We start from the raw sequence: 20,290 nt of genomic DNA, 5'->3' as shown, positions 1-20,290 counted from the left end.
GTCAAGGCCACGTCACGGGTGTTGTCGAACCGAGACGTTCCGCTGGCACGCGGCGGCCGCGGAGGGTGCGCGACACGCCTCGGAGCGGCGGGCGGGGCCGGGGGGCCCTAGCGGGCCAGGGCCTGGACGGACTCGTCGTCGAGGTAGCCCTCGATGGCCATCAGCGCCGCGCCGACCCGGCCGGAGAGGTCGGGGGCCTCGCTGACGGTGATCTCCAGCGCCCGGGCGGCCAGCGGCATCGACCGGCGGTAGACGGCCTCGCGGATGCCCGCCAGCAGGGGGACGCCGGCCCGGGCCACGCCACCGGTCACCACGATGCGGTGCGGGTTGAAGAAGTTGACCAGCGCCGCGAGCACGGTGCCGATGGTGCGGCCGGCGTCCCGGACCAGCTCCAGCGCCGGGCCGTTCCCCTGGACGGCCAGCCGCACCAGGTCCCGCGTCGTGGTCACCGGCAGCCCCGCGGCGACGGCGTCCCGCAGCAGCGCCCCGCCGCCGGCGATCGCCTCCAGGCAGTTCTCCTGGCCACAGCGGCAGACGACCGTGCGCCCGTCGGGCCGGGGGATCTGGATGTGCCCGATGTCGCCGGCGCTGCCCTGGGCGCCGCGGTAGACGTGGCCGTCGACGATCACGCCACAGCCGATCCCGGTGCCGACCTTGACGACGAGCACGTCCTGGACCGAGCCGCCGACCCCCATCTCCCCGAGGGCCATCACGTTGACGTCGTTGTCCACGAACACCGGGCACTCGTAGCGGCCGAAGGCGCTGGGGATCGGGTAGTCGTGCCAGCCCGGCATGATCGGCGGGTGCGAGGGCCGCCCGGTCGAGTGCTCCACCGGGCCCGGGACGCCCACCCCGACGGCGCAGACGTCGGCCGGTGTCAGGCCGGCCTCGGCGAGCACCTTCTCCGCCAGCCGGTCCACCTCGGCGAGCACGGGGCCGGGCCCCTCGGCGACGTCGATGTCGTGGCCGGCGGTGGCGAGGATCTGCGCGGACAGGTCGGTGACGGCGACGTCGACGCTCGTGACGCCGAGGTCGACGGCGAGCACGCACCCGGCCCGGCTGTTGAACTGCAGCAGGGTCGGCGGCCGCCCGCCCGTGCTCCCGCCGCGCCCGCCCTCCTCCAGGAGGTTGGCGGCGATCAGCTGGTCGACCCGGGCACTGACGGTGTTCCGCGAGGCGCCGGTGAGCACGACCAGCTCGGCGCGGCTGCGCGCCCGGCCGGTCCGCACGTGACGCAGCAGCGCTCCGGCGGAGGCAGAGGTGTGCGCCATGTGGTCATGGTGGCACGGACCCGCACGCTCTCCCGGCGTCCGGAGCCGCGGCTCACCCGCTCCCGGCGTCCGCTCGTGGCCGACTGTTCACCGACCGGCCCCCCGCGGTTCCCCGGACGCGGCCGATCCTGGGGCGTCCCTCCACCGGCTGGGAGCGCCCGTGTCCGACATCCTGCTCGCCGTGCTCACCGAGGCGGTTGCGGCCGCTCTCATCGCCCTGCTGGTCGCCGGCGTCCGGCGTGTGCTGCGCACCCCCGCGACCTGAGCCCGCGCCCCGGGGTCGGGACGGTTGCCCGCCGGCCGGACGGCGAGTAGGCAAGAGCCCTCCACGCCGCGCCGCCGGGACGGAGCACGCAGGCCCGGCCGGTGGCCGACCCGCACGCCGGGAGGGACCGGGATGACCGAGACCAGGCAGCCGCGGAGCACCACGGAGCGGGACCAGGCGGGGAAGTCCGGCCGCACCGCCACGGCCGTCCCCGCGCCGAGGACCGCCGAGCCGGCTCCCCAGGTACAGGCGCCGCGCACCCTCACCGTCCGCCTGCCGCTGGTCACGATCACCGTCGGCCCGCTGCCGGCCGCCCCCGCACCCACGGCCGCGCCGCCGGCGGCACCGCGGGACCGCGGCACGTTCCAGAAGGTCGTCTTCTACGGCGGCGTCGCGGCCGCGGGCGCGATGGGCGCGCTCGAGTGGCCGGTGGCGCTGGCGGTGGCCGCCGGCACCTGGGTCGCCCAGCACACGGCACCGGTCGCCGCCCGGATCCCCGGCCGGCCGGCGTCGCGGCCGATGGCGCAGGGAGAGCCGGCCGGCCCGTCACCCGACCCGGACGCCGCCGGCGGCTGACCCGTCCACCGCCTCGCGCAGCACGGCCGCGACCTCCCGCGGGTGGGTCTGCACGGTCATGTGCGCCGCGCCCGGCACCTCGACCAGCCGGCCGAGCGGCGCGGCGGCGGCCACGGCGGCGGCCCAGGCGTGCGGGCACAGCCGGTCGCGGGTGCCGCGGACGACGGTCACCGGCACGCCGGTGCCGCGCAGCCGGACGTCGATCCGGTCCGGCGCGGCTGCCCGCCACAGCTGCCGCATGGCCCGGGGGCCGGTGTGCCACCACTGGGCGAGGACCAGGGGCACCTGCCACCACGGCTCGCCCAGCGCCGTCCCGAGCCACCGCCGGGCCAGCACCGGGGCCGACCGCAGCCGGGGGTCGGTGGTGGGCCCGAGCAGCACGAGCCCGGCCACGCGCGGATCGGCCGCCGCGGCGGCCACGACCTGGCAGCTCTGCGAGTGACCGACGAGCACCACCGGTCCGGTCCCGAGCCGGTCCCGCAGCCGGGCGGCCAGGTCGTCCAGCGGTGGGACCGGCGCGGCGCGGCCCATGCCGGGCAGGACGACCACCTCGCCGGGCAGCAGCCGGCGCAGCCGCGCCGAGGACCGGGCGTCGAGGCCCAGCCCGGGGACGAGCACCGGCCGGACCGTGGGGACCTCCACGTCAACGGTCTACCTGCCCGCCGCGTGAGGCGCCGCTCGACGGGTAGGGCCAGACTGTGGCCTGCATCCCTCGGGGCCGCACACGGTTCCGAGACGGCGGGATGGGAGACTCATTCGTCATGACGACATCACCTGCGACCGAACCCGTCGGCACTCCCCCGTCCGACCGTCCCAGGGTCGTCATCATCGGCTCGGGATTCGGTGGCCTGTTCGCCGCCCGGGCGCTGCGGAACGCGCCGGTCGAGGTCACCCTGGTCGCCAAGACCAGCCACCACCTGTTCCAGCCGCTGCTCTACCAGGTCGCCACCGGCATCCTCAGCGAGGGCGAGATCGCCCCGCCCACCCGCGAGATCCTGCGCGGGCAGAAGAACGCCCGCGTGGCGCTCGGCGAGGTCACCGACATCGACCTGGCCAACCGCACCGTCACCTCGACCATCCTCGGCCGCCGCACCGTGCACCACTACGACGAGCTGATCGTCGCCGCCGGGGCCGGGCAGTCCTACTTCGGCAACGACCGGTTCGCCGAGTTCGCCCCCGGCATGAAGAGCATCGACGACGCCCTCGAGCTGCGCGGGCGGATCTTCGGCGCCTTCGAGCTGGCCGAGCTGGCCACCGACCCGGCCGAGGTCGACCGGCTGCTCACGTTCGTCGTCGTCGGCGCCGGCCCGACCGGGGTCGAGATGGCCGGGCAGATCGCCGAGCTGGCCCACCGGACCCTGCACCGGGACTTCCGCAACATCGACCCGACCCAGGCGCGGGTCATCCTGCTCGACGCCGCCCCCGCCGTCCTGCCGTCGTTCGGGGAGAAGCTCGGTGACCGCGCCCGCCGCCAGCTCAACCGGATCGGCGTGGAGGTCCAGCTGGGCGCGATGGTCACCGACGTCGACGCCAACGGACTCGAGGTCAAGGACGCCGACGGGCAGACCCGGCGCATCCAGGCGGCCACCAAGATCTGGGCGGCCGGCGTCCAGGCCTCCCCGCTGGGCCGGATGCTCGGTGAGCAGTCCGGCGCCGAGGTGGACCGCGCCGGCCGGGTCTCGGTCCAGCCGGACCTCACCCTGCCCGGCCACCCCGAGGTGCACGTCGTCGGCGACATGATGAGCCTGGACCGGCTGCCGGGTGTCGCGCAGGTCGCCATCCAGGGCGGCCGGTACGCCGCCGACCAGATCAAGCGCAAGCTCGCCGGCCGCGAGCCCAGGGGCCCGTTCCGCTACACGGACAAGGGCTCGATGGCGACCATCTCCCGGTTCTCCGCGGTCGCCGACATCGGCAAGCTGAAGTTCCAGGGCTTCATCGCCTGGGTGCTGTGGCTGGTCGTCCACCTGATGTACATCGTCGGGTTCAAGAACCGGCTCACCACGGTGCTGCACTGGATGGTCAGCTTCCTCGGCCGCGGGCGGGCCGAGCGGGTCGCCACCCAGCAGCAGGTCTACGGCCGGCTGGCACTGGAGCACCTGGGGCCGGGCTTCTCGGTGTCCAAGACCGGCGGCCCCAAGGACGACGCCGCGCCCGACGTGGACGTCACCGAGCGCAGGTCCGCCTGAGCCGGTCCGCGGTGTGTGCACCCGTCGTGGCCATCGGCCCCGTCGGACCACGATGAGTGCACACACCGCGTCCGGGGTTCGGCGTCTCGAGGCGGCGGCTCAGTCGTCCAGCCAGTGGTCGAGCGCGGCGGAGACGAGGTCGGGTGTCACCACGTGCCCGCCGGCGAACTCCTCGTAGGTGACGTCGTAGCCGGAGTCGGCGAGCAGCCGGGACACCCGCCGTCCGCACCGGTCGACGGGGAGCACGCGGTCGGCGGTGCCGTGGGAGATCCAGATGCGCGGCCGGCCGGCGCGGCCGGGCGGGGCGACGAAGCCCGGCGAGAAGGCCAGGACGGCGTCGACGACGTCCCCGTTGGCCAGTCCGAGGGACAGCGCGTAGGACGCCCCGTCGGAGAACCCGCCGACGGCGACCCGGCTCACCGGCTGGGCGGCGAAGACGCGCTCGAGGGCGGCGTCGAGCAGCGCGACGTCCCGGCCGAGTCCCCCGGCGATGAGGTCCCACGTGCGGCCCACCGACGTGGTCGCCAGCACTAGCACGCCCCGGCGCGCGGCGACGTCACCGACCGCCGCGAGGCTCTGCGCGGAGGTGCCCCCGGCGCCGTGGCAGAACACCAGCAGGGGCCGCGGGCCGGGCGCGCGGTCCGGCACGGCCAGCAGCGCCTCGGCCCGTGCGTCCAGGCCGAGCGAGACCGTCCCGGCCGGGAACGGCTTCCCGGGCGCCGCGGCCGACGGCCGGCTCTGCAGGCGCCCGTCCGCCGCCGGCCGCAGGTCCACCGGCGCCTCAGACGATGTGCGCCAGAGGCGGCACGTGCTCCTCGGGCCGCTCGAGGTGCAGCGGCTGCAGCGGACGGGTGTCGTCGAGGTAGAGGAACGCGTCGTACCGCTCCCCCACCACCGTGGGCACGTAGTTCCCCCAGCGCTCCCGCTCGGGCCGGTAGACCACCCCGATCGCGCGGTGGTCGAGCCGCCGGTCCAGCCAGGCCGGCCGCGGCCCGCGGGGGACGACGAACAGCGCGTCGCGCCCCACCCCGTCGTGCAGCACCGCCTCCAGGCTGCCGGGGCGGGCGTCGGGCACGGGCATGCGCTGCATCTGCGCGCCCCACTCCGACCCTGCGACCACCCCGCCCGCGTGACCGCCGAAGCCCACGAGGACGACGTCGTCCCGGCCGTGCCGCTCGCGCAGCAGCTGCCCGACGTTGACCATCCCGGAGTCGGCCATGTCGGTGGCCCGGGCGTCGCCGACGTGCGTGTTGTGCTCCCAGACGACCGCCTTGTCCCCGGCATGGGTGAGCAGCCGGTCGAGGGTGTCGGCCATGTGCACGTCGCGGACGTTCCACGACTCGGCCGAGCCCCGCACCATCGCGCGGTAGTAGCGCTCGGCGTCGACGACCACGGCGGCGTTCTGCTCGGCCGAGAAGCGCACCTCGGGGTCGCCGTCGAACGACGCCTCCCCGCGCTGCTCGCACAGGTGGTGCAGCAGGTCGACGACGGCCTGCTCACAGGAGGTCGGCGCGAACCGGCTGGCGAAGGCGTACTCGGCGCCGTCCTCCCCGAACGGCTCGAAGCAGCGCAGCGCGCGGACCGCCGTCTCCACGTGCTCGGGCTCGTTCTCCCGCAGCCAGGCGACCAGCTCCTGCACGGAGTCCCAGAGGCTGTAGACGTCCAGGCCGTAGAAGCCGACCCGCTGGTCGTCAGGGCGCTCGGCGTTGACGTCGCGCAGCCAGCGACAGAAGTCGACGACGTCGTCGTTGGCCCACATCCAGGTCGGCCAGCGGGAGAAGGCGTCGAGCGCGTCGTGCGGGTCCGCGTCGGCCCCGGGGCGGAGCTTGACGCTGCGGTTGACCCGGTAGCAGTCGGGCCAGTCGCCCTCGACCGCGACGAAGCCGAAGCCGCGCTCGGTGACCAGCCGGCGCGTCAGCGCCGCCCGCCAGGCGTAGTACTCGTGCGTGCCGTGGCTGGCCTCGCCGATCGCGACGACGCGGGCGTCCCCGACCCGCTCCAGCAGCGGGTCGAGGTCGGCCGGGCCCCGCAGCGGGAGGGCGAGGTCGCGGACGCCGGAGGTCACGGCGCTACTCCGCGCTCCCGGGCTCGGCCATCTGCCGGTGCGCCCTGCTCTTGAGCCGGTCGGGGATGACGGCGTTGGCGGCGCCCTGCACCTTGGTCATGAGCGAGCCCGCGACCACCTTGTCCTCACCCTTCAACAGCGCCTCGAAGCCCTGCTTGGCGACCTGCGCCGGGTCGTCCTTCTTGCCGGCGCCGATCTTGGTGTCCTGCATCTCGGCGCGGTCGAAGAACTCCGTGTCGGTGGGCCCGGGCATCAGCGAGGTCACCGTGACCCCGGTGTCCTTCAGCTCCTCCACCAGCGCCTCGGCGAACGACTGGATGAACGACTTGGACGCGTTGTAGATCGCCTGGAACGAGCCGGGCATCGTCGAGGCGATCGACGAGGTGAACAGCACCCGCCCCTCGTTGCGGGCCACCATGTCCCGCAGCACCAGCTTGGCCAGCCGCACCGTCGAGGTGACGTTGAGGTCGATGATCTCGAGCTCCTCGTCGAGCTCGTTCTCGACGAACGGGCCGCCCTGCCCGACCCCGGCGTTGAGCGCGGCCGCCGCCAGCGGGCGCCCGGTCGCCTGGACGGCGGCCCAGACGGCGTCCACCCCGGCGGCGGTGCGCAGGTCGGCGCGGACCTCCTGCACCGTCGTCCCGCCCTCGCGCAGCTGTGCGGCGGCCGTGGTCAGCTCGGTGTCCTCGGCGTTGACGACGAGGTCGAAGCCGGCGCCGGCGAACTGGCGGGCGAGTTCCAGCCCGATCCCGCTGGAGGCACCGGTCACGAGGGCGAGGGGGCGCGGTTCGGTCATGGGACTCCCCTACCCGGGTCGCCGCAGGTCACGCGCGTCAGCCGTCGCCGACCGCGCTGTCCCTGACCAGCTCGGCGGCCACCGCCCGCAGGTCCCCGGTGGCCTCCCACGTCCGTCGCTGGCGGGCCGCCGACGTCCCTCGCCGCTCCAGCCGGACGAGCAGCCGGTCGACCTCGTCCTCCTCGTCGTGGGCGCGGAGGTCGTCGGCGAGCTCGGCGAGCAGCCGGTCGACGGCGGCGCGCGCCGGCACCGGCTCGCCGTGGACCGGGTCGTAGAGCTCGCCGCCGAGGCCGTCCTTCGCCGCCCGCCAGCGCGCCGCGCGCAGCAGCTCGGGCCGCACCTCGGGCACCGGCTCGCCGTGCCCGGCACGGGCGGCGAGCACCCGCACCAGGGAGCGGGCCAGCGCCGCGTGCAGGACGACGTCGTCGAGGGCGGTGCACACGTCGGCGAGCCGGAACTCCACCGTGGGGTAGCGGCTCGAGGGGCGCAGGTCCCAGTAGAGGTGCCGGGCGTCGCCGATGACGCCGCCGCGCACCAGGGCGTCGACGACCGCCCGGTAGCGGTCGGCGCTGCCCAGGTGCTCGGGCGGCCCGGCGTTGGGCCAGCGCGACCACCACGGCGTGCGGAAGCTCTCGTAGCCGGTGTCGACGCCGTCGTGGAAGGGCGAGCTGCCGGTCATGGCCAGCAGCACCGGCAGGTAGGGCCGCGCGCGGTCCATCACGGCCACCGCCGTCTCCAGGTCCGGGACGCCGACGTGCACGTGGCAGCCGCAGATGTCCTGCTGGCGGGCGAGGACCGCCCAGCGGGCCACCATGTCGTCGTACCGCCGGTCGGGGGTCATCGGCTGGTCGCGCCAGGTGCCGAAGGGGTGGGTGGAGGCGGCCAGCACCGCCACCCCTCCGCGGGCGGCCGCGGCCGCGACCTCCCTGCGGGTGGCGACCAGCGCGGCGCGCAGCTCGGCGAGGGTGGTGCACACGCCGGTCGCCGTCTCCAGCTGGGTCGTGGTGATCTCGGCGTGCACGTGCGCCCCGGCCTCGCCGGCCAGCGCGGCCGCGGCGACCTCCGGCGCCGGGGTGAGCGCGAGGGTGTCCGGGTCGACGAGGTGGAACTCCTCCTCCACGCCCAGCGTGGCCCCGGCCGGCACCGGGCCCGGCGAGCCGGCCGGTGCGGTCACGGTTCGGCGAACCAGGCGAAGCCGAGGCCGGGGACGAGCAGGCGGCCGTCGCGGACCTCCAGGGGGCCGTCGCTGCCGTGCACCAGCGGGAAGGTGCCGAAGCCGGTGACGGTGTCGGCGTCGACCTCCTGCGGCTCGGGGCTGACGTTGGCCAGCCCGACGAACGTGCCGCTGCGCGGGTGCCGCCGCGACCACGCCAGCACCGCGTCGCCGCCGGCGTCCAGCAGCACCGACTCCACGCCCCCGCGCAGCGCCAGGACAGACCGGCGCACCTCCCCCAGCCGGCGGATCCGCGAGAAGACGCGGCCCTCGACGGTGGTGGGGTCGTTCCGGCGGGCCGCGGCGGGCCAGTCCATGGGCGGCCGGTGCATCCAGCGGTTGTCCGGTGCCCGCTCGGGGTCGGCCAGGTAGCCGGGGTCGTTGCGCAGGGCCAGCTCGTCGCCCATGTAGAGCAGCGGGATCCCGCCGAAGCCGTAGACCACCGAGTACAGCAGCACCAGCCGGCGGATCCCGGCCTCCACGCCCTCGTCGTCCCCGTCGGCCAGCGCCTGCTCGATGCCGCACAGCGAGGCGGCGGACCCGGAGATGCGCGCGTCGCCGGTGGTCTCGTTCTCCTGGAACAGCGCCCCGCGGGCGAACGAGCCGGGGAAGCGGCCGGCGTAGAAGTCGTTGAGGAAGCGCCGGTGGGCGAACCCGTCCAGGCCGACGGCGGCGGCGTCCTCGTCGGTGACCGCCCAGCCGATGTCGTCGTGGCCGCGCACGTAGGTGACCCACGTGGACGACGGCGGGATCGGCCGCATCCGGCCCAGCGCGGCCCGGGCCAGCCGGACGTCCTGCGTGGCCAGGCTGCTCCACAGCAGCACCATGAGCGAGTTGTGGTAGGCCAGCTCGCACTCGGGCCGGAAGCGGTCGTGCCCGCCGAGGTAGGGCACCAGGTCGTCGGGCGACACGATCGCCTCGGCCTTGAAGACGACGCCGGGGGCGGCCAGCCGGGTCAGCGCGTGCAGCAGTTGCAGCAGCGAGTGGCCCTCGGGCAGGTTCTGGCAGGAGGTGCCCAGCCGCTTCCACATGAACGGGACGGCGTCCATGCGGAAGACGTCGACACCGCGGTTGGCCAGCCAGGTGATCTCGCCGAGCATCGCCAGGGTGACCTCGGGGTTGGCGTAGTCGAGGTCCCACTGGTAGGGCCAGAACGTCGTCCAGACCCAGCCGCCGGCACCGCCGCGGGCCTCGGGCACCCAGCTGAACGAACCCGGCGCCCGGTCGGGGAAGACCTCCGGGATGGTGGCGTCGTAGGCGTCGGGCAGGGTGCGGTCGGGGAAGGCGGTGTAGAAGCCGGCGTACGCCGGGTCGCCGGCCAGCCAGCCCTGCGCCCACGGGTGTTCGCGGGCGGTGTGGTTGAGGACCAGGTCTATGCACAGGCTCATGTCCCGCTCGTGCAGGGCGGCCGCGACCCGCTCGAGGTCGGCCATCCTGCCCAGCCGCGGGTCGACGGCGCGGTAGTCGGCCACCGCGTACCCGCCGTCGTTCTCGCCGGGGCGGGGCCGCAGCAGCGGCATCAGGTGCAGGTAGGTGGTGCCCAGCTCGGCGAGGTGGTCGAGGTGGTCGGGCAGCCGGTCGAGGGTGCCGCAGAAGCGGTCGACGTAGCAGACGTAGCCCTGCACCCGCGCCCGCTGGAACCACGCCGGGTCGATCTCGCGGCGGCGGTCGATGCGGCGCAGCTCCTCGGGCCGCTCGGCCGCGGCCGCCAGGACCACCCGCAGCGCCCGCTCGAACAGCTCGTCGGCGGCGTCCCCGTAGAGCTCCGCGAGCGGCTCACCGACGTCGAACACCGCGAGGTCGGCCCGGGCGAGGAACGCGTCGCCCTCGGCCTCCCCCAGCGCGGCGACCGCCTCCTTCGCCACCCGCGGCCGCAGGGCCGCCCACGACCGTGCCGCCGCAGCTCTGCGGTCGGCCGCCGAGACCGTCATCGGCCCAGTATCGGGGCGGTGTTCGCCCACGGCATGACGCCCGCCACACCGGCCCCCGGAGGAGTTCACTGAGACGTGTAAGCCTGTAATCGAGGAGGTCCGCCATGAGCCTGCTCTCGGGCCCGTCCGCCGAGGGCGTCACGGACGGCGCCGCGCTGGACGCCTACTCCCGCGTGGTCACCGCCGTCGCCGCCGAGCTGACCCCGCACGTGGCCGCGCTGCAGGTCACCGGCGGCGCGGGGTCGGCGGTCGTCGTCCCCGGCGACGGGCTGATGCTGACCAACGCCCACGTGGTCGGCCGGTCCCGCCGCGGCCGGGCGGTCTTCAGCGACGGCACCGAGGCCGACGTCGACGTCGTCGGCGCCGACCCGCTGTCGGACCTCGCGGTGGTCCGCGCCCGCTCGGCGACGCCGCCGCCGGCCGAGCTCGGGGACGCCGCCGGGCTGCGCGTGGGCCAGCTCGTCGTCGCGGTGGGCAACCCGCTCGGCCTGGCCGGCTCGGTCACCGCCGGGGTGGTCAGCGGCCTGGGCCGGTCCCTGCCCACCCGCGACGGCCGGACGGCGCGGGTGGTGGAGGACGTCATCCAGACCGACGCCGCGCTCAACCCGGGCAACTCCGGCGGGGCGCTGGCCGACTCCGCCGGCCGGGTCGTGGGCGTCAACACCGCCGTCGCCGGCTGGGGCCTCGGGCTCGCGGTGCCGATCAACGACACCACCCGGCGGATCGTGGCCGCCCTGACCCGCGACGGCCGCGTGCGCCGGGCCTTCCTCGGGCTGGTGAGCACCCCGGCTCCCCTGCCGGCACCGCTGGCGGAGCGCACCGGTCGCCGGCGGGGGCTGCGGGTCGTCGACGTCGTCCCGGGCTCGCCGGCCGACCGGGCCGGGCTCAAGGCCGGCGACCTGGTGCTCGAGGCCGGGCGGCGGCCGGTCGCGGAGGCGCAGAGCCTGCAGCGGCTGCTGTTCGAGGAGGCGATCGGCCGGGCCCTGCCGGTGACGGTGTACCGGCGCGGCGCCATGGTCGACGTCATCACGGTGCCCACCGAGCTCACCGGCGGGTGACCCGCTCCTCCCCCGATGGGGGGCCTGCCGTCACGCTGCGCTCCAGACCGTTCCCGGTCCGGTCGATCCTCTCCGCGACCAGCACGGACACGACGGGAGCACAGGTGGGCGGGGATCGGCCGACGGGGATCGCGCTGCTCGCGTTGCTGTACGCGGTCAGCGGGGCCCTGTGCGTCGTGGGGGCGCTCAACCCCATGTCCCCGGACACCCCCGTGGGCCTCGCCTGGGTGCTGGCCGGCGTCGGCCTGCTCGGCGGTGCGCTGCTGTGGTGGCGCCGGGCCGGGCTCGGTGCGCGGTCGGTGCACGCCGCGGTCGGGCTGATGTCGACGCTGGTCGCCGTCCTCGCGTGGCAGTCGGCCACCGCGGTCGGCATCGTCGGCCTCGGCCCGTGCATGGTCGCGGTGGGGCTGTTCTGCGCCCACTACCTCGGCGCCCGCGCCGCCCGTCTGCACGTCGGTTACCTGGTCGCCGCCACCACGGCCGGGGCGGCCGCCGCGGTGCCCGCCGGCTTCGCCGTGCCGTGGCTGACGATGGTGGTGACGGTGGGAACCGTCGCCGAGGCGCAGGTCCGCATCGCCGCCCAGCTGCACCGCGCCGCCGGGACCGACCCGCTCACCGGGCTGGCCAACCGGCGCGCCTGGGAGGCCGACGCCACCCGCAGCCTGGCCCACGCCCAGCGCACCGGCGAGCCCCTGACGGTGGCGGTGATCGACCTCGACGGTTTCAAGGCCGTCAACGACCACCAGGGCCACGGCGCCGGCGACGCCCTCCTGCAGTCCCTCGCGCGGGCGTGGAGCTCCGAGCTGCGGATGGCCGACCTGCTCGGTCGTCAGGGCGGCGACGAGTTCGTCCTGTGCCTGCCGAACACCGACACGTCCCACGCCGGGGAGCTGTTGACCCGGCTGCGGGCCAGCCACACCGCGTCCTGGTCCGCGGGGACGGCCACCGCCCGGCCCGGCGACACGCTCCCGGACCTGGTGGTGCGGGCCGACGCCGAGCTGTACCGGAACAAGCGCCACCGCCGGGCCCGCCGAAGCGCGTAGGCGGGCCGTCCGGCTCTGTCCGCGGCCGCACTCCCGGGAGCACGGTGTCGGCGTCCCCGAGGGGAGGTCGCCATGGGGTCGGTCGTGGTGTGCGGCGGCGGGATGATCGGGCTGACCGCCGCGATGATGCTGGCGCGCGACGGGCACGACGTCACCGTGCTTGAGGCCGACCCGGACGGCGCACCGACGACGGCCACCGAGGCCTGGACGTCGTGGCAGCGCAGGGGCGTCGCGCAGTTCCGGCAGCCGCACAACCTGTTCGCCCGCTTCCGGGAGGTCGTCGACGCCGAGCTCCCGGGGCTCACCGACCGGCTCGCCGCGGCCGGGTGCCCGTGGGTGGACTACCTCCAGGCGATGCCGCCGTCCGTCACCGACCGCGCGCCGCGTCCCGGGGACGACCGCGTCCGCTTCGTCACCGGGCGCAGGCCGGTCACCGAGTCCGTCGTCGCGGCCGCGGCGGTGGAGGTGCCCGGCCTGACGGTGCGCCGCGGCGTCCGGGTGTCGGGGCTGCTCCCCGGGCCGTCGGCACTTCCGGGGGTGCCGCACGTCCGCGGCGTGCGGACGGCGACCGGCGAGGAGATCCCGGCCGACCTCGTCGTGGACGCGACCGGTCGGCGCACCCGCAGCGGTGACTGGCTGGCCGACCTGCACGCCCGGCTCCCGGAGGTGGAGAGCGAGGACAGCGGGTTCGTCTACTACACGCGGTACTTCACCGGCCCGGAGCCGCCGCGGCTGAGGGGCCGGGCGCTCGCCCCGCTGGGCAGCTTCTCGGTCCTCACGCTGATCGCCGACAACGACACGTGGTCGGTGACCGTGTTCGGCCCGAGCGCCGACACCGCCCTCAAGGCGGTGCGCGACCCCGACGCGTTCGCCCGCGTCGTGGGGGCCTGCCCGCTGCAGGCCCACTGGTTGGACGGCCGGCCGATCACCGACGTGCTCGCCATGGCCGGCGTGCTGGACTGCGCGCACCGGTACGTCGTCGACGGGGAGCCGGTCGTCACCGGGTTCGTCCCGGTCGGGGACGCCTGGGCCTGCACCAACCCCTCGGCCGGCCGGGGCATCTCGATCGGCGCGGTCCACGCCCAGGTGCTCCGCCGGGCCGTGGCCGCGCACCTCGATGCTCCCGGCCGGCTGGCGCGGGAGTTCGCCGAGGCCACCGAGCGCGACGTGGCGCCCTTCTACCGCGACCAGTTGACCGCCGACAGGGCGCGCCTCGCGGAGATGGAGGCCATCCGGTCCGGCACCGAGCCCCCGGCGCCGAACCCCGCGCAGGCCCGGTTCCTCGCTGCGGCCATGCGCGACGCCGACGTCTTCCGCGCCCTGGTCGAGACGGTGACCTGCCTGGCGCGGCCGGCCGAGGTGCTGGCCCGCCCCGGGATGCGCGAGCGGATCGAGGCCGCCGCGGACGGCGCCCCGCCCCCGACGCCCGGCCCCGACCGCCGGCAGCTGCTCGACCTGCTCGCCGGGTGACCCCGGTCCGGCCGTCGACCCGCCCGACCGGGTCCTCGTGCCCTGTCCGTTGCCCTGCTCGCGGGCGGAGGGTGGCGCCGTCTGCTGCTCGGGGAGGTCGGCATGGCAGCGATCGTGGTGTGCGGCGGCGGGGTCATCGGGCTGTGTGCGGGGCTGATGCTGGCCGACGACGGGCACGACGTGACCGTCCTGGAGACCGACCCCCGCGACCCGCCGGACACCCCGGTCGGGGCGTGGGACGACTGGCGCCGCACGGGCGTGGCCCAGTTCCGGCAGCCGCACACGCTCTTCCCGCGGTTCCGCGTGGTCGCCGAGGAGGAGTTGCCCGGTCTGGTGGACCGGCTCTCCGACGGCGGGTGCGCGTGGGGGGACTACACCGACCCGCTCCCCCCGGGCATCGCGGACCGCACGCCGCGCGCCGGGGACGACCGGCTGCGCTTCGTCACCGGCCGGCGGCCGGTCGCGGAGGCCGTCGTCGCGACGATGGCGGCCGAGCACCCCCGGGTCACCGTGCGCCGCGGCGTCCGGGCCACCGGGCTGGTGCCCGGTGCGGCCGCGGTCACCGGCGTCCCGCACGTCTCCGGCGTCCGCACCGACGACGGCGGCCCGGTCCCCGCCGACCTGGTGGTCGACGCCACCGGCCGCAGGACGCGCGGCAGCGAGTGGCTGGCCGAGCTGGGTGCCCGGCCGCCGCAGGTGGAGCGCGACACGGGTGGCTTCGTCTACTACACGCGCTACTACACGGGGCCGCGCCAGCCGCAGCGGATCGGCCCGCAGCTGACCCCGATGGGGAGCATCTCGGTCATCACGCTGGTCGGCGACAACGACACCTGGTCGGTGACCGTGTTCGGCCCGACCCACGACACCCCGCTCAAGGCGCTGCGCGACCCGGAGGTGTTCACCCGCGTGGTGGCCGCCTGCCCGCGCCAGGCGCACTGGCTGGACGGCGAGCCGATCACCGAGGTGCTGGCGATGGCCGGCGTCCTCGACTGCTACCGGCGGCTGGTCGTCGACGGGGAGCCGGTGGTGACCGGCTACGTCCCGGTCGGGGACGCGTGGGCCTGCACCAACCCCTCGGCCGGCCGCGGCATCTCGGTGGGGATGGTGCACGCCCAGACGTTGCGCGCCACGGCCCGCGAGCACCTCTCCGACCCGGCCGCGTTCGGGCGGGCCTTCGACGAGGCCACCGAGCGGGACGTGACACCGTTCTTCCGGAACCAGCTCGCCGCCGACCGCGTGCGGATCGCCGAGATGGACGCGATCCGCGAGGGTCGCGAGCCCCCGGCGCCGGACCCGGTGCGGGCGCAGTTGCTCGCCGCGGCGGTCCACGATCCCGAGGCCTACCGGGCGCTGCTCGAGATGATCACCTGCCTGGCCCTGCCCGAGCAGGTGCTGGCCCGGCCGGGGATGCGGGAGCGGCTCGCGCAGTACGCCGACCAGCCGGTGCCGGTCGCGCCCGGCCCCGACCGCCGGCAGCTGCTCGACCTGCTCGCCGGGTGACCGACCCGCTGTCCCCCGCCGCTCACGAGCTCGCGGCGGGGGCAGCGGGCCGCCCTCAGCCGGTGCGGGACTCGCGGTCGTAGTTGCGGCCGAGGAACTCCGGTACGCGGGCCCACCGGAACGCGAAGACCATGACCAGCAGGGTCGCGACGTAGGGCACGACGAGCAGCACCTGGCTGGGGACGTCGATGCCGGACACCTCGGCCCGCAGCGCGATCACGTCCATGGCGGCGAAGAACAGGGCACCCAGCGCGATGAACTGGGGCCGCCAGCCACCGAAGAAGGTGAGCGCGATCGCCAGCCAGCCCCTGCCGCCGACGATGGTGTCGGTGTACGTGCCGGTGTAGACCAGCGGCAGGAACGCGCCGGCGACCGCCATGAGCGCACCGCCGACGGTCGTCGTCCAGAGGCGGGTGCTCGCCACCCGGATGCCGAGGCTGTCCGCGGCCTTGGGGTTCTCCCCGACCGAGCGCAGGTCCAGCCCCGACCGGGTGCGGTACAGGTAGAACCACAGGCCGGCGGCCAGCAGCAGGGCGAGGTACACGAGCAGGTTGTGGGAGAACAGCGCCACGCCCACGACCGGGATGTCGCTGAGCAGCGGGATCTCGATGCGGGGCAGCGTGTCGACCCGGGGCGTGGTGGCGCCCTGCCCGACGACGATCCGGTACAGGAGGCCGGCCAGCCCCGTCGCGGCGAAGAACAGCGCCAGGCCCACGACGAACTGGTCCAGCCGCAGCGCCGTGGTCGCCCAGCCCAGGGCCAGGCCGAACACGGCGCCGATCAGCGCCGCGAGCAGCACGCCGAGCGTGTTGCTGCCGGTCCCGTAGCTGACGAGGAAGCCCACGGCGGCGCCGAGCAGCATGACGCCCTCCTGCGACACGCTGAAGACGCCGGCCAGCCCGCCGAGCATGGTGCCGAGGGAGGCCAGCAGGTACGGGACCATCGCGATCACCGTGAGCTGGGCCAGGGCCGCGAACTCGGTCATGAGTCCTCCTCGCCGGCGGTCGTCGGCCTCGTGACCGACGGTGCCGCGCCTCTGGGTGACCTCGCCGACTCGGTCACGTCACCCTCCTCGCGAGCCGCCCCGCGATCACGTCGGAGAGCAGCAGGAAGATCAGGATCAGCGCCTCGATGATCAGCACCATCTCCGCCGGCACGCCGACGGTGCGCTGCATCGAGCTGGCGCCGACCTCGAGGATCGCGATGCCGAAGGCGACCACCGGGACCCACAGGGCACTGCCGCGGGCGATCAGGCCGACGATGATGCCGAGCAGGAGGAAGTTCGACTGCATGCCCTCGATGGCCCGTCCGTGGACGCCGCCGACCTCGAGCGCACCGGCGAGCCCTCCCAGCGCGCCGCCCACGATCAGCGCGAGCACCGCGATCCGCTCCACCCGGATGCCGTTGATCGCCGCCGCCCGGGGGTTGACGCCGGAGGCGCGCAGCTCGAAGCCGGCCGCGGTGCGGCGGGTCACCACCATCGTGGCCAGCGCGACCAGGGCGGCCAGGAGGATCCCGGCGTGCACGCCGGGTGGGCCGCCGAGCTCGGGCAGCTGGCCGCCCTCGCCGACCCGTTGGGTGGCCGCCACACCCGCGGCCGGATCGGGCCACACCTCCGTCGCGGCGTAGTCGAGGACCTGGAAGGAGACGAAGTTCAGCAGGACGGTGCTGAGGATCTCGTTGACCCGGAACCGGCCCATGAGCAGCGCCGCGATCCCCGCCCAGACCGCCCCGGCGAGGACGCCGGCGACGACCACCAGGGGCAGCAGCGCCGCGGCCGGCAGGTCCGCGTAGACGATGCCCACCCCGGCCGCCGCCGTCGCACCGACGAGCAGCTGGCCCTCGCCGCCGATGTTGAACCGGCCCACGGCCAGCGGGATGGTGAACCCGAGGGCCAGCAGGGTCAGCGGCACCCACTTGGTGAGCGTCTCGGTGAACCCGAAGGTCGTGCGGAACGACGTGGTGAGGATCGTGCGGAACGCCTGGAACGGGTCGTAGCCGAGTGCCGCGATCACGATCCCCGAGACGAGGAAGGCGAGCACCAGCGCGAGGACGTAGGGCAGCGCACCCCGGAGCAGCCGGACGCCGGCCCGGGAACCGGGCGGCGCCGCCACCTCCGGTTCGCTGAGGACGGGGGCGGTCATGCGTCCTCCCGGACGCCGGCCATCAGCCGGCCGAGCTCGTAGACGTCGTAGTGGCCGCGGCGGCGCTCGCCGACGATCGTGCCGGAGTAGAGGACGACCATCCGGTCGGCCAGCAGGCTGAGCTCGTCGAGGTCCTCGGAGACGAGGACGACGGCGCAGCCGCGGTCGCGGGCCTCGTGCACGCGGTCGTAGACGAACCGGGTCGACCGCAGGTCGAGACCGCGGGTCGGGTTCTGCAGCACGAGGACCGACGGCTGCCGGTCGAAGGCCCGGGCCAGCACCAGGCGCTGGATGTTGCCGCCGGACAGGTTGCCCGCCGGTGCGTCCGGCCCGGGCGTCTTGATCGTGTAGCGGTCGATGGTCGCGCGGGCGTGCTCGCGGACCCGCCGCCAGTCCAGCAGGCCGGCCCGGCGGTAGGCGGTGTCGTGCTGCGCGCCCAGCAGCAGGTTCTCGGACACCGAGGCCGCTCCGAGGATGCCGTCGCGGTGCCGGTCCTCGGGCACGTAGGCGACGCCGGCCGACAGCCAGCGACGGGTCTGCTCCCCGGCCAGCTCGATCCCGTCGACGCGCACGCTGCCCGCACGCACCTCCCGCACGCCGGCCAGCGCCTCGGCGAGCTCGACCTGGCCGTTGCCGGCCACACCGGCGACGCCGAGGACCTCACCGGCTCCCACGGCGAGGTCGAGCCCGTGCAGGGCGGGGACCCCGTGGTCGTTGTGCACGACCAGGCCGGCGACGGCCAACCGGGTCTGCTCGGCCTCCGGCCGGACCGCGGGCCCCGTCGTGCCCTCCGGCGCGGTGTCCTCCGTCGGCGCGGCCTCGCCGACCGCGCCGACGCCGAGAGCGGCGGCCACCTCCGAGGTCGGCTCGGCGGCCAGCTCCCCCACCATGAGCGAGGCCAGCCCGGTCGCGTCGGTCGCCGAGCGCGCCACGGTCGTGATCCGGCGGCCGTCACGCATGACCGAGATGCGGTCGCAGATCGCCAGCACCTCGCGCACCTTGTGCGAGATGAAGACGACGCTGGTGCCCTCGGCGACGATGCCGCGCAGCGAGGCGAAGAGGCCGTCGACCTCCTGCGGCGTGAGGTTCGTCGTGGGCTCGTCGAGGACGAGGATCCGCGCGCCGCGGTAGAGGACCTTGAGGATCTCGACCCGCTGCCGGGCGCCCACCGAGAGCCGGTCGGTCCGTGCCCGCGGGTCGACGGCGAGGCCGAACCGGTCGGAGAGCTCGGTGATCCGGCGCGCGGCGTTGCGCAGCCCGCCCGACGAGCCGCTGGTGCCCAGGACCACGTTCTCGACCACGGAGTACGTCGACACCTGGAGCAGGTGCTGGTGGACCATGCCGATCCCGAGCTCGATCGCATCGCGCGGCGAGCGGATGTGCACGTCGCGGCCGTCCACCCGGATCTCGCCGGCATCGGGCCGGTAGAGGCCGTAGAGGACGTTCATCAGCGTCGTCTTGCCCGCGCCGTTGCCACCGACCAGCCCGTGCACCTCGGAGGCGGCCAGCTCGAAGTCGGCGTCGGCCAGCGCGCGCACCGGCCCGAAGGACTTGCTGACCCCGGTCATCGTCAGCGGCCGGGCCGGCTCGGGTCCGGGGACCCGAGCCGCCCCGGGGACAGCCGCCGTGCTCACTCGACCGGCGTGACGTCGCGCTCGACCTCGACCTCGCCCGACTGCAGCTGCTCGACGACCGCGTTCACCTCGTCGATGACGGCCTGGTCGACGTTGGTCGGGGCCTGCAGGGAGATGCCCTGCTCGTAGCTCATGCCGAGGTAGCCGCCGGTCTCGCCGTCCTCCACCGAGGTGAGGATGTCGTCGAGCACCGGCGAGAAGTCGTAGAGCACCGACGTCAGGTAGTGCTCCGGCGCCAGGTTGGACTTGTCGGTGTACTTGGCCGTCATCAGGACCCCCGCGGGGGCGTCGGCCACGCCCTCGAAGGCGCCCACCGCCCCGAGGTTGAGCGACGTGAGGACGACGTCGTTGCCGTCGGCGAGCAGCTGGCTGGTGAACTGCTGGGCGCGGGTGGGGTCGTTGAAGTCACCGGTCCACACCGGGGTCAGGGTCGCCGTGGAGCCGGTGTCCGCGAGGGCCTGCTCGACGGCGTGCACCTCCGAGTAGGAGAAGGGCAGGGTCACGCCGCCCAGGTAGGCGATCCGGCCGCTCGTGCTCGCCGCCGACGCGAGCACGCCGAGCGGGTAGAAGGCCAGGTGGAAGTTGCGGTCGAGCACCCACACGTTGTCCGGGACGTCGGCCGGCTGGGTGTCCTGCTCGGCGATGAAGGTGACGTCCGGCGCCTCCTGGGCGACGGCGACCGTGGCGTCGTAGAACTGGCTGCCGTGGGTCCAGATGACGGTGTAGCCGTCGGCCACGTACTCCCGCAGCACCCGTTCGGCGTCGGGCACCTGGACGCTCTCGGAGTAGGTGGTCTCCGCGCCGTGGTCCTCCTCGGCGGCCTGCAGGGCCTGCAGCCCGAGGAAGGTGTAGTCGGCGTCGGTCGTGGTCCCGGAGAAGACGGCCGCGATGCGGGGGGCCTCGCCGCCTCCGCCGGAGCCGCCACCGGCCCCACCGTCGTCCCCTCCGCCGCAGGCGGCGAGGGACAGGGTCATCGCGGCGACGAACGCGCTCGCGCGGAGTCGGGCGGATCGCATGGGCGGGCACCATCCTCTGTTCGACCGTCGAGACCGCCCAGACCTACCTCAGCGCTAAGGTTGTGGCCGAGGTCACGCGCGGCACTGCAACAGAACCGTGATGTGGCCCCGGAGGGTCCGGA

The 20,290-nt window shown here is 75.2% G+C and carries 17 protein-coding genes; 6 read left to right on the top strand and 11 right to left on the bottom strand.

The genetic code is table 11. The features are described 5' to 3' along the window. Positions 1-107: 107 nt before the first annotated feature. Positions 108-1,271 (bottom strand): ROK family protein, encoded by a 1,164-nt coding sequence (locus tag ACI789_RS02050; RefSeq protein WP_457006478.1) that lies wholly within the window; start codon positions 1,269-1,271, stop codon positions 108-110. A gap of 397 nt (positions 1,272-1,668) precedes the next feature. Here ACI789_RS02050 and ACI789_RS02045 point away from each other — a divergent pair, with 397 nt between their 5' ends. Beyond that, positions 1,669-2,112: a hypothetical protein gene (locus tag ACI789_RS02045; protein ID WP_457006477.1), complete on the top strand. Its 444-nt coding sequence runs from the start codon at positions 1,669-1,671 to the stop codon at positions 2,110-2,112. Here the strand turns inward: ACI789_RS02045 and ACI789_RS02040 are convergent. Continuing rightward, on the bottom strand, positions 2,083-2,754 hold the full coding sequence (locus ACI789_RS02040; protein ID WP_457006476.1) for an alpha/beta fold hydrolase: 672 nt from the start codon (positions 2,752-2,754) through the stop codon (positions 2,083-2,085). The genes ACI789_RS02045 and ACI789_RS02040 overlap by 30 nt on opposite strands. A gap of 119 nt (positions 2,755-2,873) precedes the next feature. Between ACI789_RS02040 and ACI789_RS02035 the strand changes: the two genes are divergently transcribed. Continuing rightward, the gene (locus ACI789_RS02035; protein ID WP_457006475.1) at positions 2,874-4,298 is read left to right on the top strand and encodes an NAD(P)/FAD-dependent oxidoreductase; all 1,425 of its coding nucleotides are present in this window, start codon (positions 2,874-2,876) and stop codon (positions 4,296-4,298) included. Positions 4,299-4,397: 99 nt separating this feature from the next. On the opposite strand, the gene ACI789_RS02030 is transcribed toward ACI789_RS02035, so the two are convergent. From ACI789_RS02030 to ACI789_RS02010, 5 genes are read right to left on the bottom strand one after another with little or no spacing between them, the layout of a single operon-like run. Next, positions 4,398-5,072, bottom strand: a complete 675-nt coding sequence (locus tag ACI789_RS02030) for an alpha/beta hydrolase (RefSeq protein ID WP_457006474.1) — start codon at positions 5,070-5,072, stop codon at positions 4,398-4,400. A 7-nt stretch (positions 5,073-5,079) separates the two neighbouring features. Then, positions 5,080-6,363 (bottom strand): erythromycin esterase family protein, encoded by a 1,284-nt coding sequence (locus ACI789_RS02025; protein WP_457006473.1) that lies wholly within the window; start codon positions 6,361-6,363, stop codon positions 5,080-5,082. A gap of 4 nt (positions 6,364-6,367) precedes the next feature. Beyond that, positions 6,368-7,159 carry an SDR family NAD(P)-dependent oxidoreductase gene (locus tag ACI789_RS02020; RefSeq protein WP_457006472.1) on the bottom strand — a complete coding sequence of 264 codons (792 nt, stop codon included), beginning with the start codon at positions 7,157-7,159 and terminating at the stop codon, positions 6,368-6,370. Between the two features lie 37 nt (positions 7,160-7,196). Then, a complete protein-coding gene (locus ACI789_RS02015; RefSeq protein WP_457006471.1) occupies positions 7,197-8,333 on the bottom strand; it encodes a carboxylate-amine ligase in 1,137 nt (378 codons plus the stop codon). Then, the gene (locus tag ACI789_RS02010; protein WP_457006470.1) at positions 8,330-10,303 is read right to left on the bottom strand and encodes an alpha-amylase family protein; all 1,974 of its coding nucleotides are present in this window, start codon (positions 10,301-10,303) and stop codon (positions 8,330-8,332) included. The genes ACI789_RS02015 and ACI789_RS02010 overlap by 4 nt, the downstream gene beginning before the upstream one ends. A 104-nt stretch (positions 10,304-10,407) precedes the next feature. On the opposite strand from ACI789_RS02010, the gene ACI789_RS02005 reads away from it, so the two are divergent. The 4 genes from ACI789_RS02005 to ACI789_RS01990 all read left to right on the top strand — a co-directional run bounded on the left by ACI789_RS02005 (position 10,408) and on the right by ACI789_RS01990 (position 15,374). Further along, the gene (locus ACI789_RS02005; RefSeq protein WP_457006469.1) at positions 10,408-11,361 is read left to right on the top strand and encodes a S1C family serine protease; all 954 of its coding nucleotides are present in this window, start codon (positions 10,408-10,410) and stop codon (positions 11,359-11,361) included. Positions 11,362-11,465: 104 nt separating this feature from the next. Continuing rightward, positions 11,466-12,404, top strand: a complete 939-nt coding sequence (locus tag ACI789_RS02000; RefSeq protein ID WP_457006468.1) for a GGDEF domain-containing protein — start codon at positions 11,466-11,468, stop codon at positions 12,402-12,404. Between the two features lie 72 nt (positions 12,405-12,476). Beyond that, positions 12,477-13,874: an FAD-dependent oxidoreductase gene (locus ACI789_RS01995; protein ID WP_457006467.1), complete on the top strand. Its 1,398-nt coding sequence runs from the start codon at positions 12,477-12,479 to the stop codon at positions 13,872-13,874. A 102-nt stretch (positions 13,875-13,976) separates the two neighbouring features. Continuing rightward, a complete protein-coding gene (locus tag ACI789_RS01990) occupies positions 13,977-15,374 on the top strand; it encodes an FAD-dependent oxidoreductase (protein WP_457006466.1) in 1,398 nt (465 codons plus the stop codon). Between the two features lie 55 nt (positions 15,375-15,429). Here ACI789_RS01990 and ACI789_RS01985 read toward each other — a convergent pair whose 3' ends face one another. From ACI789_RS01985 to ACI789_RS01970, 4 genes are all read right to left on the bottom strand, one after another. Beyond that, positions 15,430-16,359, bottom strand: coding sequence for an ABC transporter permease (locus ACI789_RS01985; protein ID WP_457006465.1), 930 nt, complete (start codon positions 16,357-16,359; stop codon positions 15,430-15,432). A gap of 73 nt (positions 16,360-16,432) precedes the next feature. Further along, positions 16,433-17,518 (bottom strand): ABC transporter permease, encoded by a 1,086-nt coding sequence (locus ACI789_RS01980; RefSeq protein ID WP_457006464.1) that lies wholly within the window; start codon positions 17,516-17,518, stop codon positions 16,433-16,435. Continuing rightward, on the bottom strand, positions 17,515-19,152 hold the full coding sequence (locus tag ACI789_RS01975; protein WP_457006463.1) for an ABC transporter ATP-binding protein: 1,638 nt from the start codon (positions 19,150-19,152) through the stop codon (positions 17,515-17,517). Before ACI789_RS01975 ends, ACI789_RS01980 begins: the two co-directional genes overlap by 4 nt. Beyond that, positions 19,149-20,168: a BMP family protein gene (locus ACI789_RS01970; protein ID WP_457006462.1), complete on the bottom strand. Its 1,020-nt coding sequence runs from the start codon at positions 20,166-20,168 to the stop codon at positions 19,149-19,151. The genes ACI789_RS01975 and ACI789_RS01970 overlap by 4 nt, the downstream gene beginning before the upstream one ends. Positions 20,169-20,290: the final 122 nt, after the last annotated feature.

It is taken from the genome of Geodermatophilus sp. SYSU D00965, assembly GCF_054050075.1.
Note: the sequence above shows the minus strand (reverse complement) of the source record. Positions and strands in the feature narration are given on the sequence as shown.

Excerpts from the sequence above, each read along its gene's own strand:
- ACI789_RS02035 (WP_457006475.1), top strand. The coding sequence starts at position 2,874 with ATGACGACATCACCTGCGACCGAACCCGTCGGCACTCCCCCGTCCGAC.
- ACI789_RS02050 (WP_457006478.1), bottom strand. The coding sequence starts at position 1,271 with ATGGCGCACACCTCTGCCTCCGCCGGAGCGCTGCTGCGTCACGTGCGG.
- ACI789_RS02020 (WP_457006472.1), bottom strand. The coding sequence starts at position 7,159 with ATGACCGAACCGCGCCCCCTCGCCCTCGTGACCGGTGCCTCCAGCGGG.
- ACI789_RS01985 (WP_457006465.1), bottom strand. The coding sequence starts at position 16,359 with ATGACCGAGTTCGCGGCCCTGGCCCAGCTCACGGTGATCGCGATGGTC.
- ACI789_RS01980 (WP_457006464.1), bottom strand. The coding sequence starts at position 17,518 with ATGACCGCCCCCGTCCTCAGCGAACCGGAGGTGGCGGCGCCGCCCGGT.
- ACI789_RS02010 (WP_457006470.1), bottom strand. The coding sequence starts at position 10,303 with ATGACGGTCTCGGCGGCCGACCGCAGAGCTGCGGCGGCACGGTCGTGG.
- ACI789_RS01970 (WP_457006462.1), bottom strand. The coding sequence starts at position 20,168 with ATGCGATCCGCCCGACTCCGCGCGAGCGCGTTCGTCGCCGCGATGACC.
- ACI789_RS02005 (WP_457006469.1), top strand. The coding sequence starts at position 10,408 with ATGAGCCTGCTCTCGGGCCCGTCCGCCGAGGGCGTCACGGACGGCGCC.
- ACI789_RS01995 (WP_457006467.1), top strand. The coding sequence starts at position 12,477 with ATGGGGTCGGTCGTGGTGTGCGGCGGCGGGATGATCGGGCTGACCGCC.
- ACI789_RS02045 (WP_457006477.1), top strand. The coding sequence starts at position 1,669 with ATGACCGAGACCAGGCAGCCGCGGAGCACCACGGAGCGGGACCAGGCG.
- ACI789_RS01990 (WP_457006466.1), top strand. The coding sequence starts at position 13,977 with ATGGCAGCGATCGTGGTGTGCGGCGGCGGGGTCATCGGGCTGTGTGCG.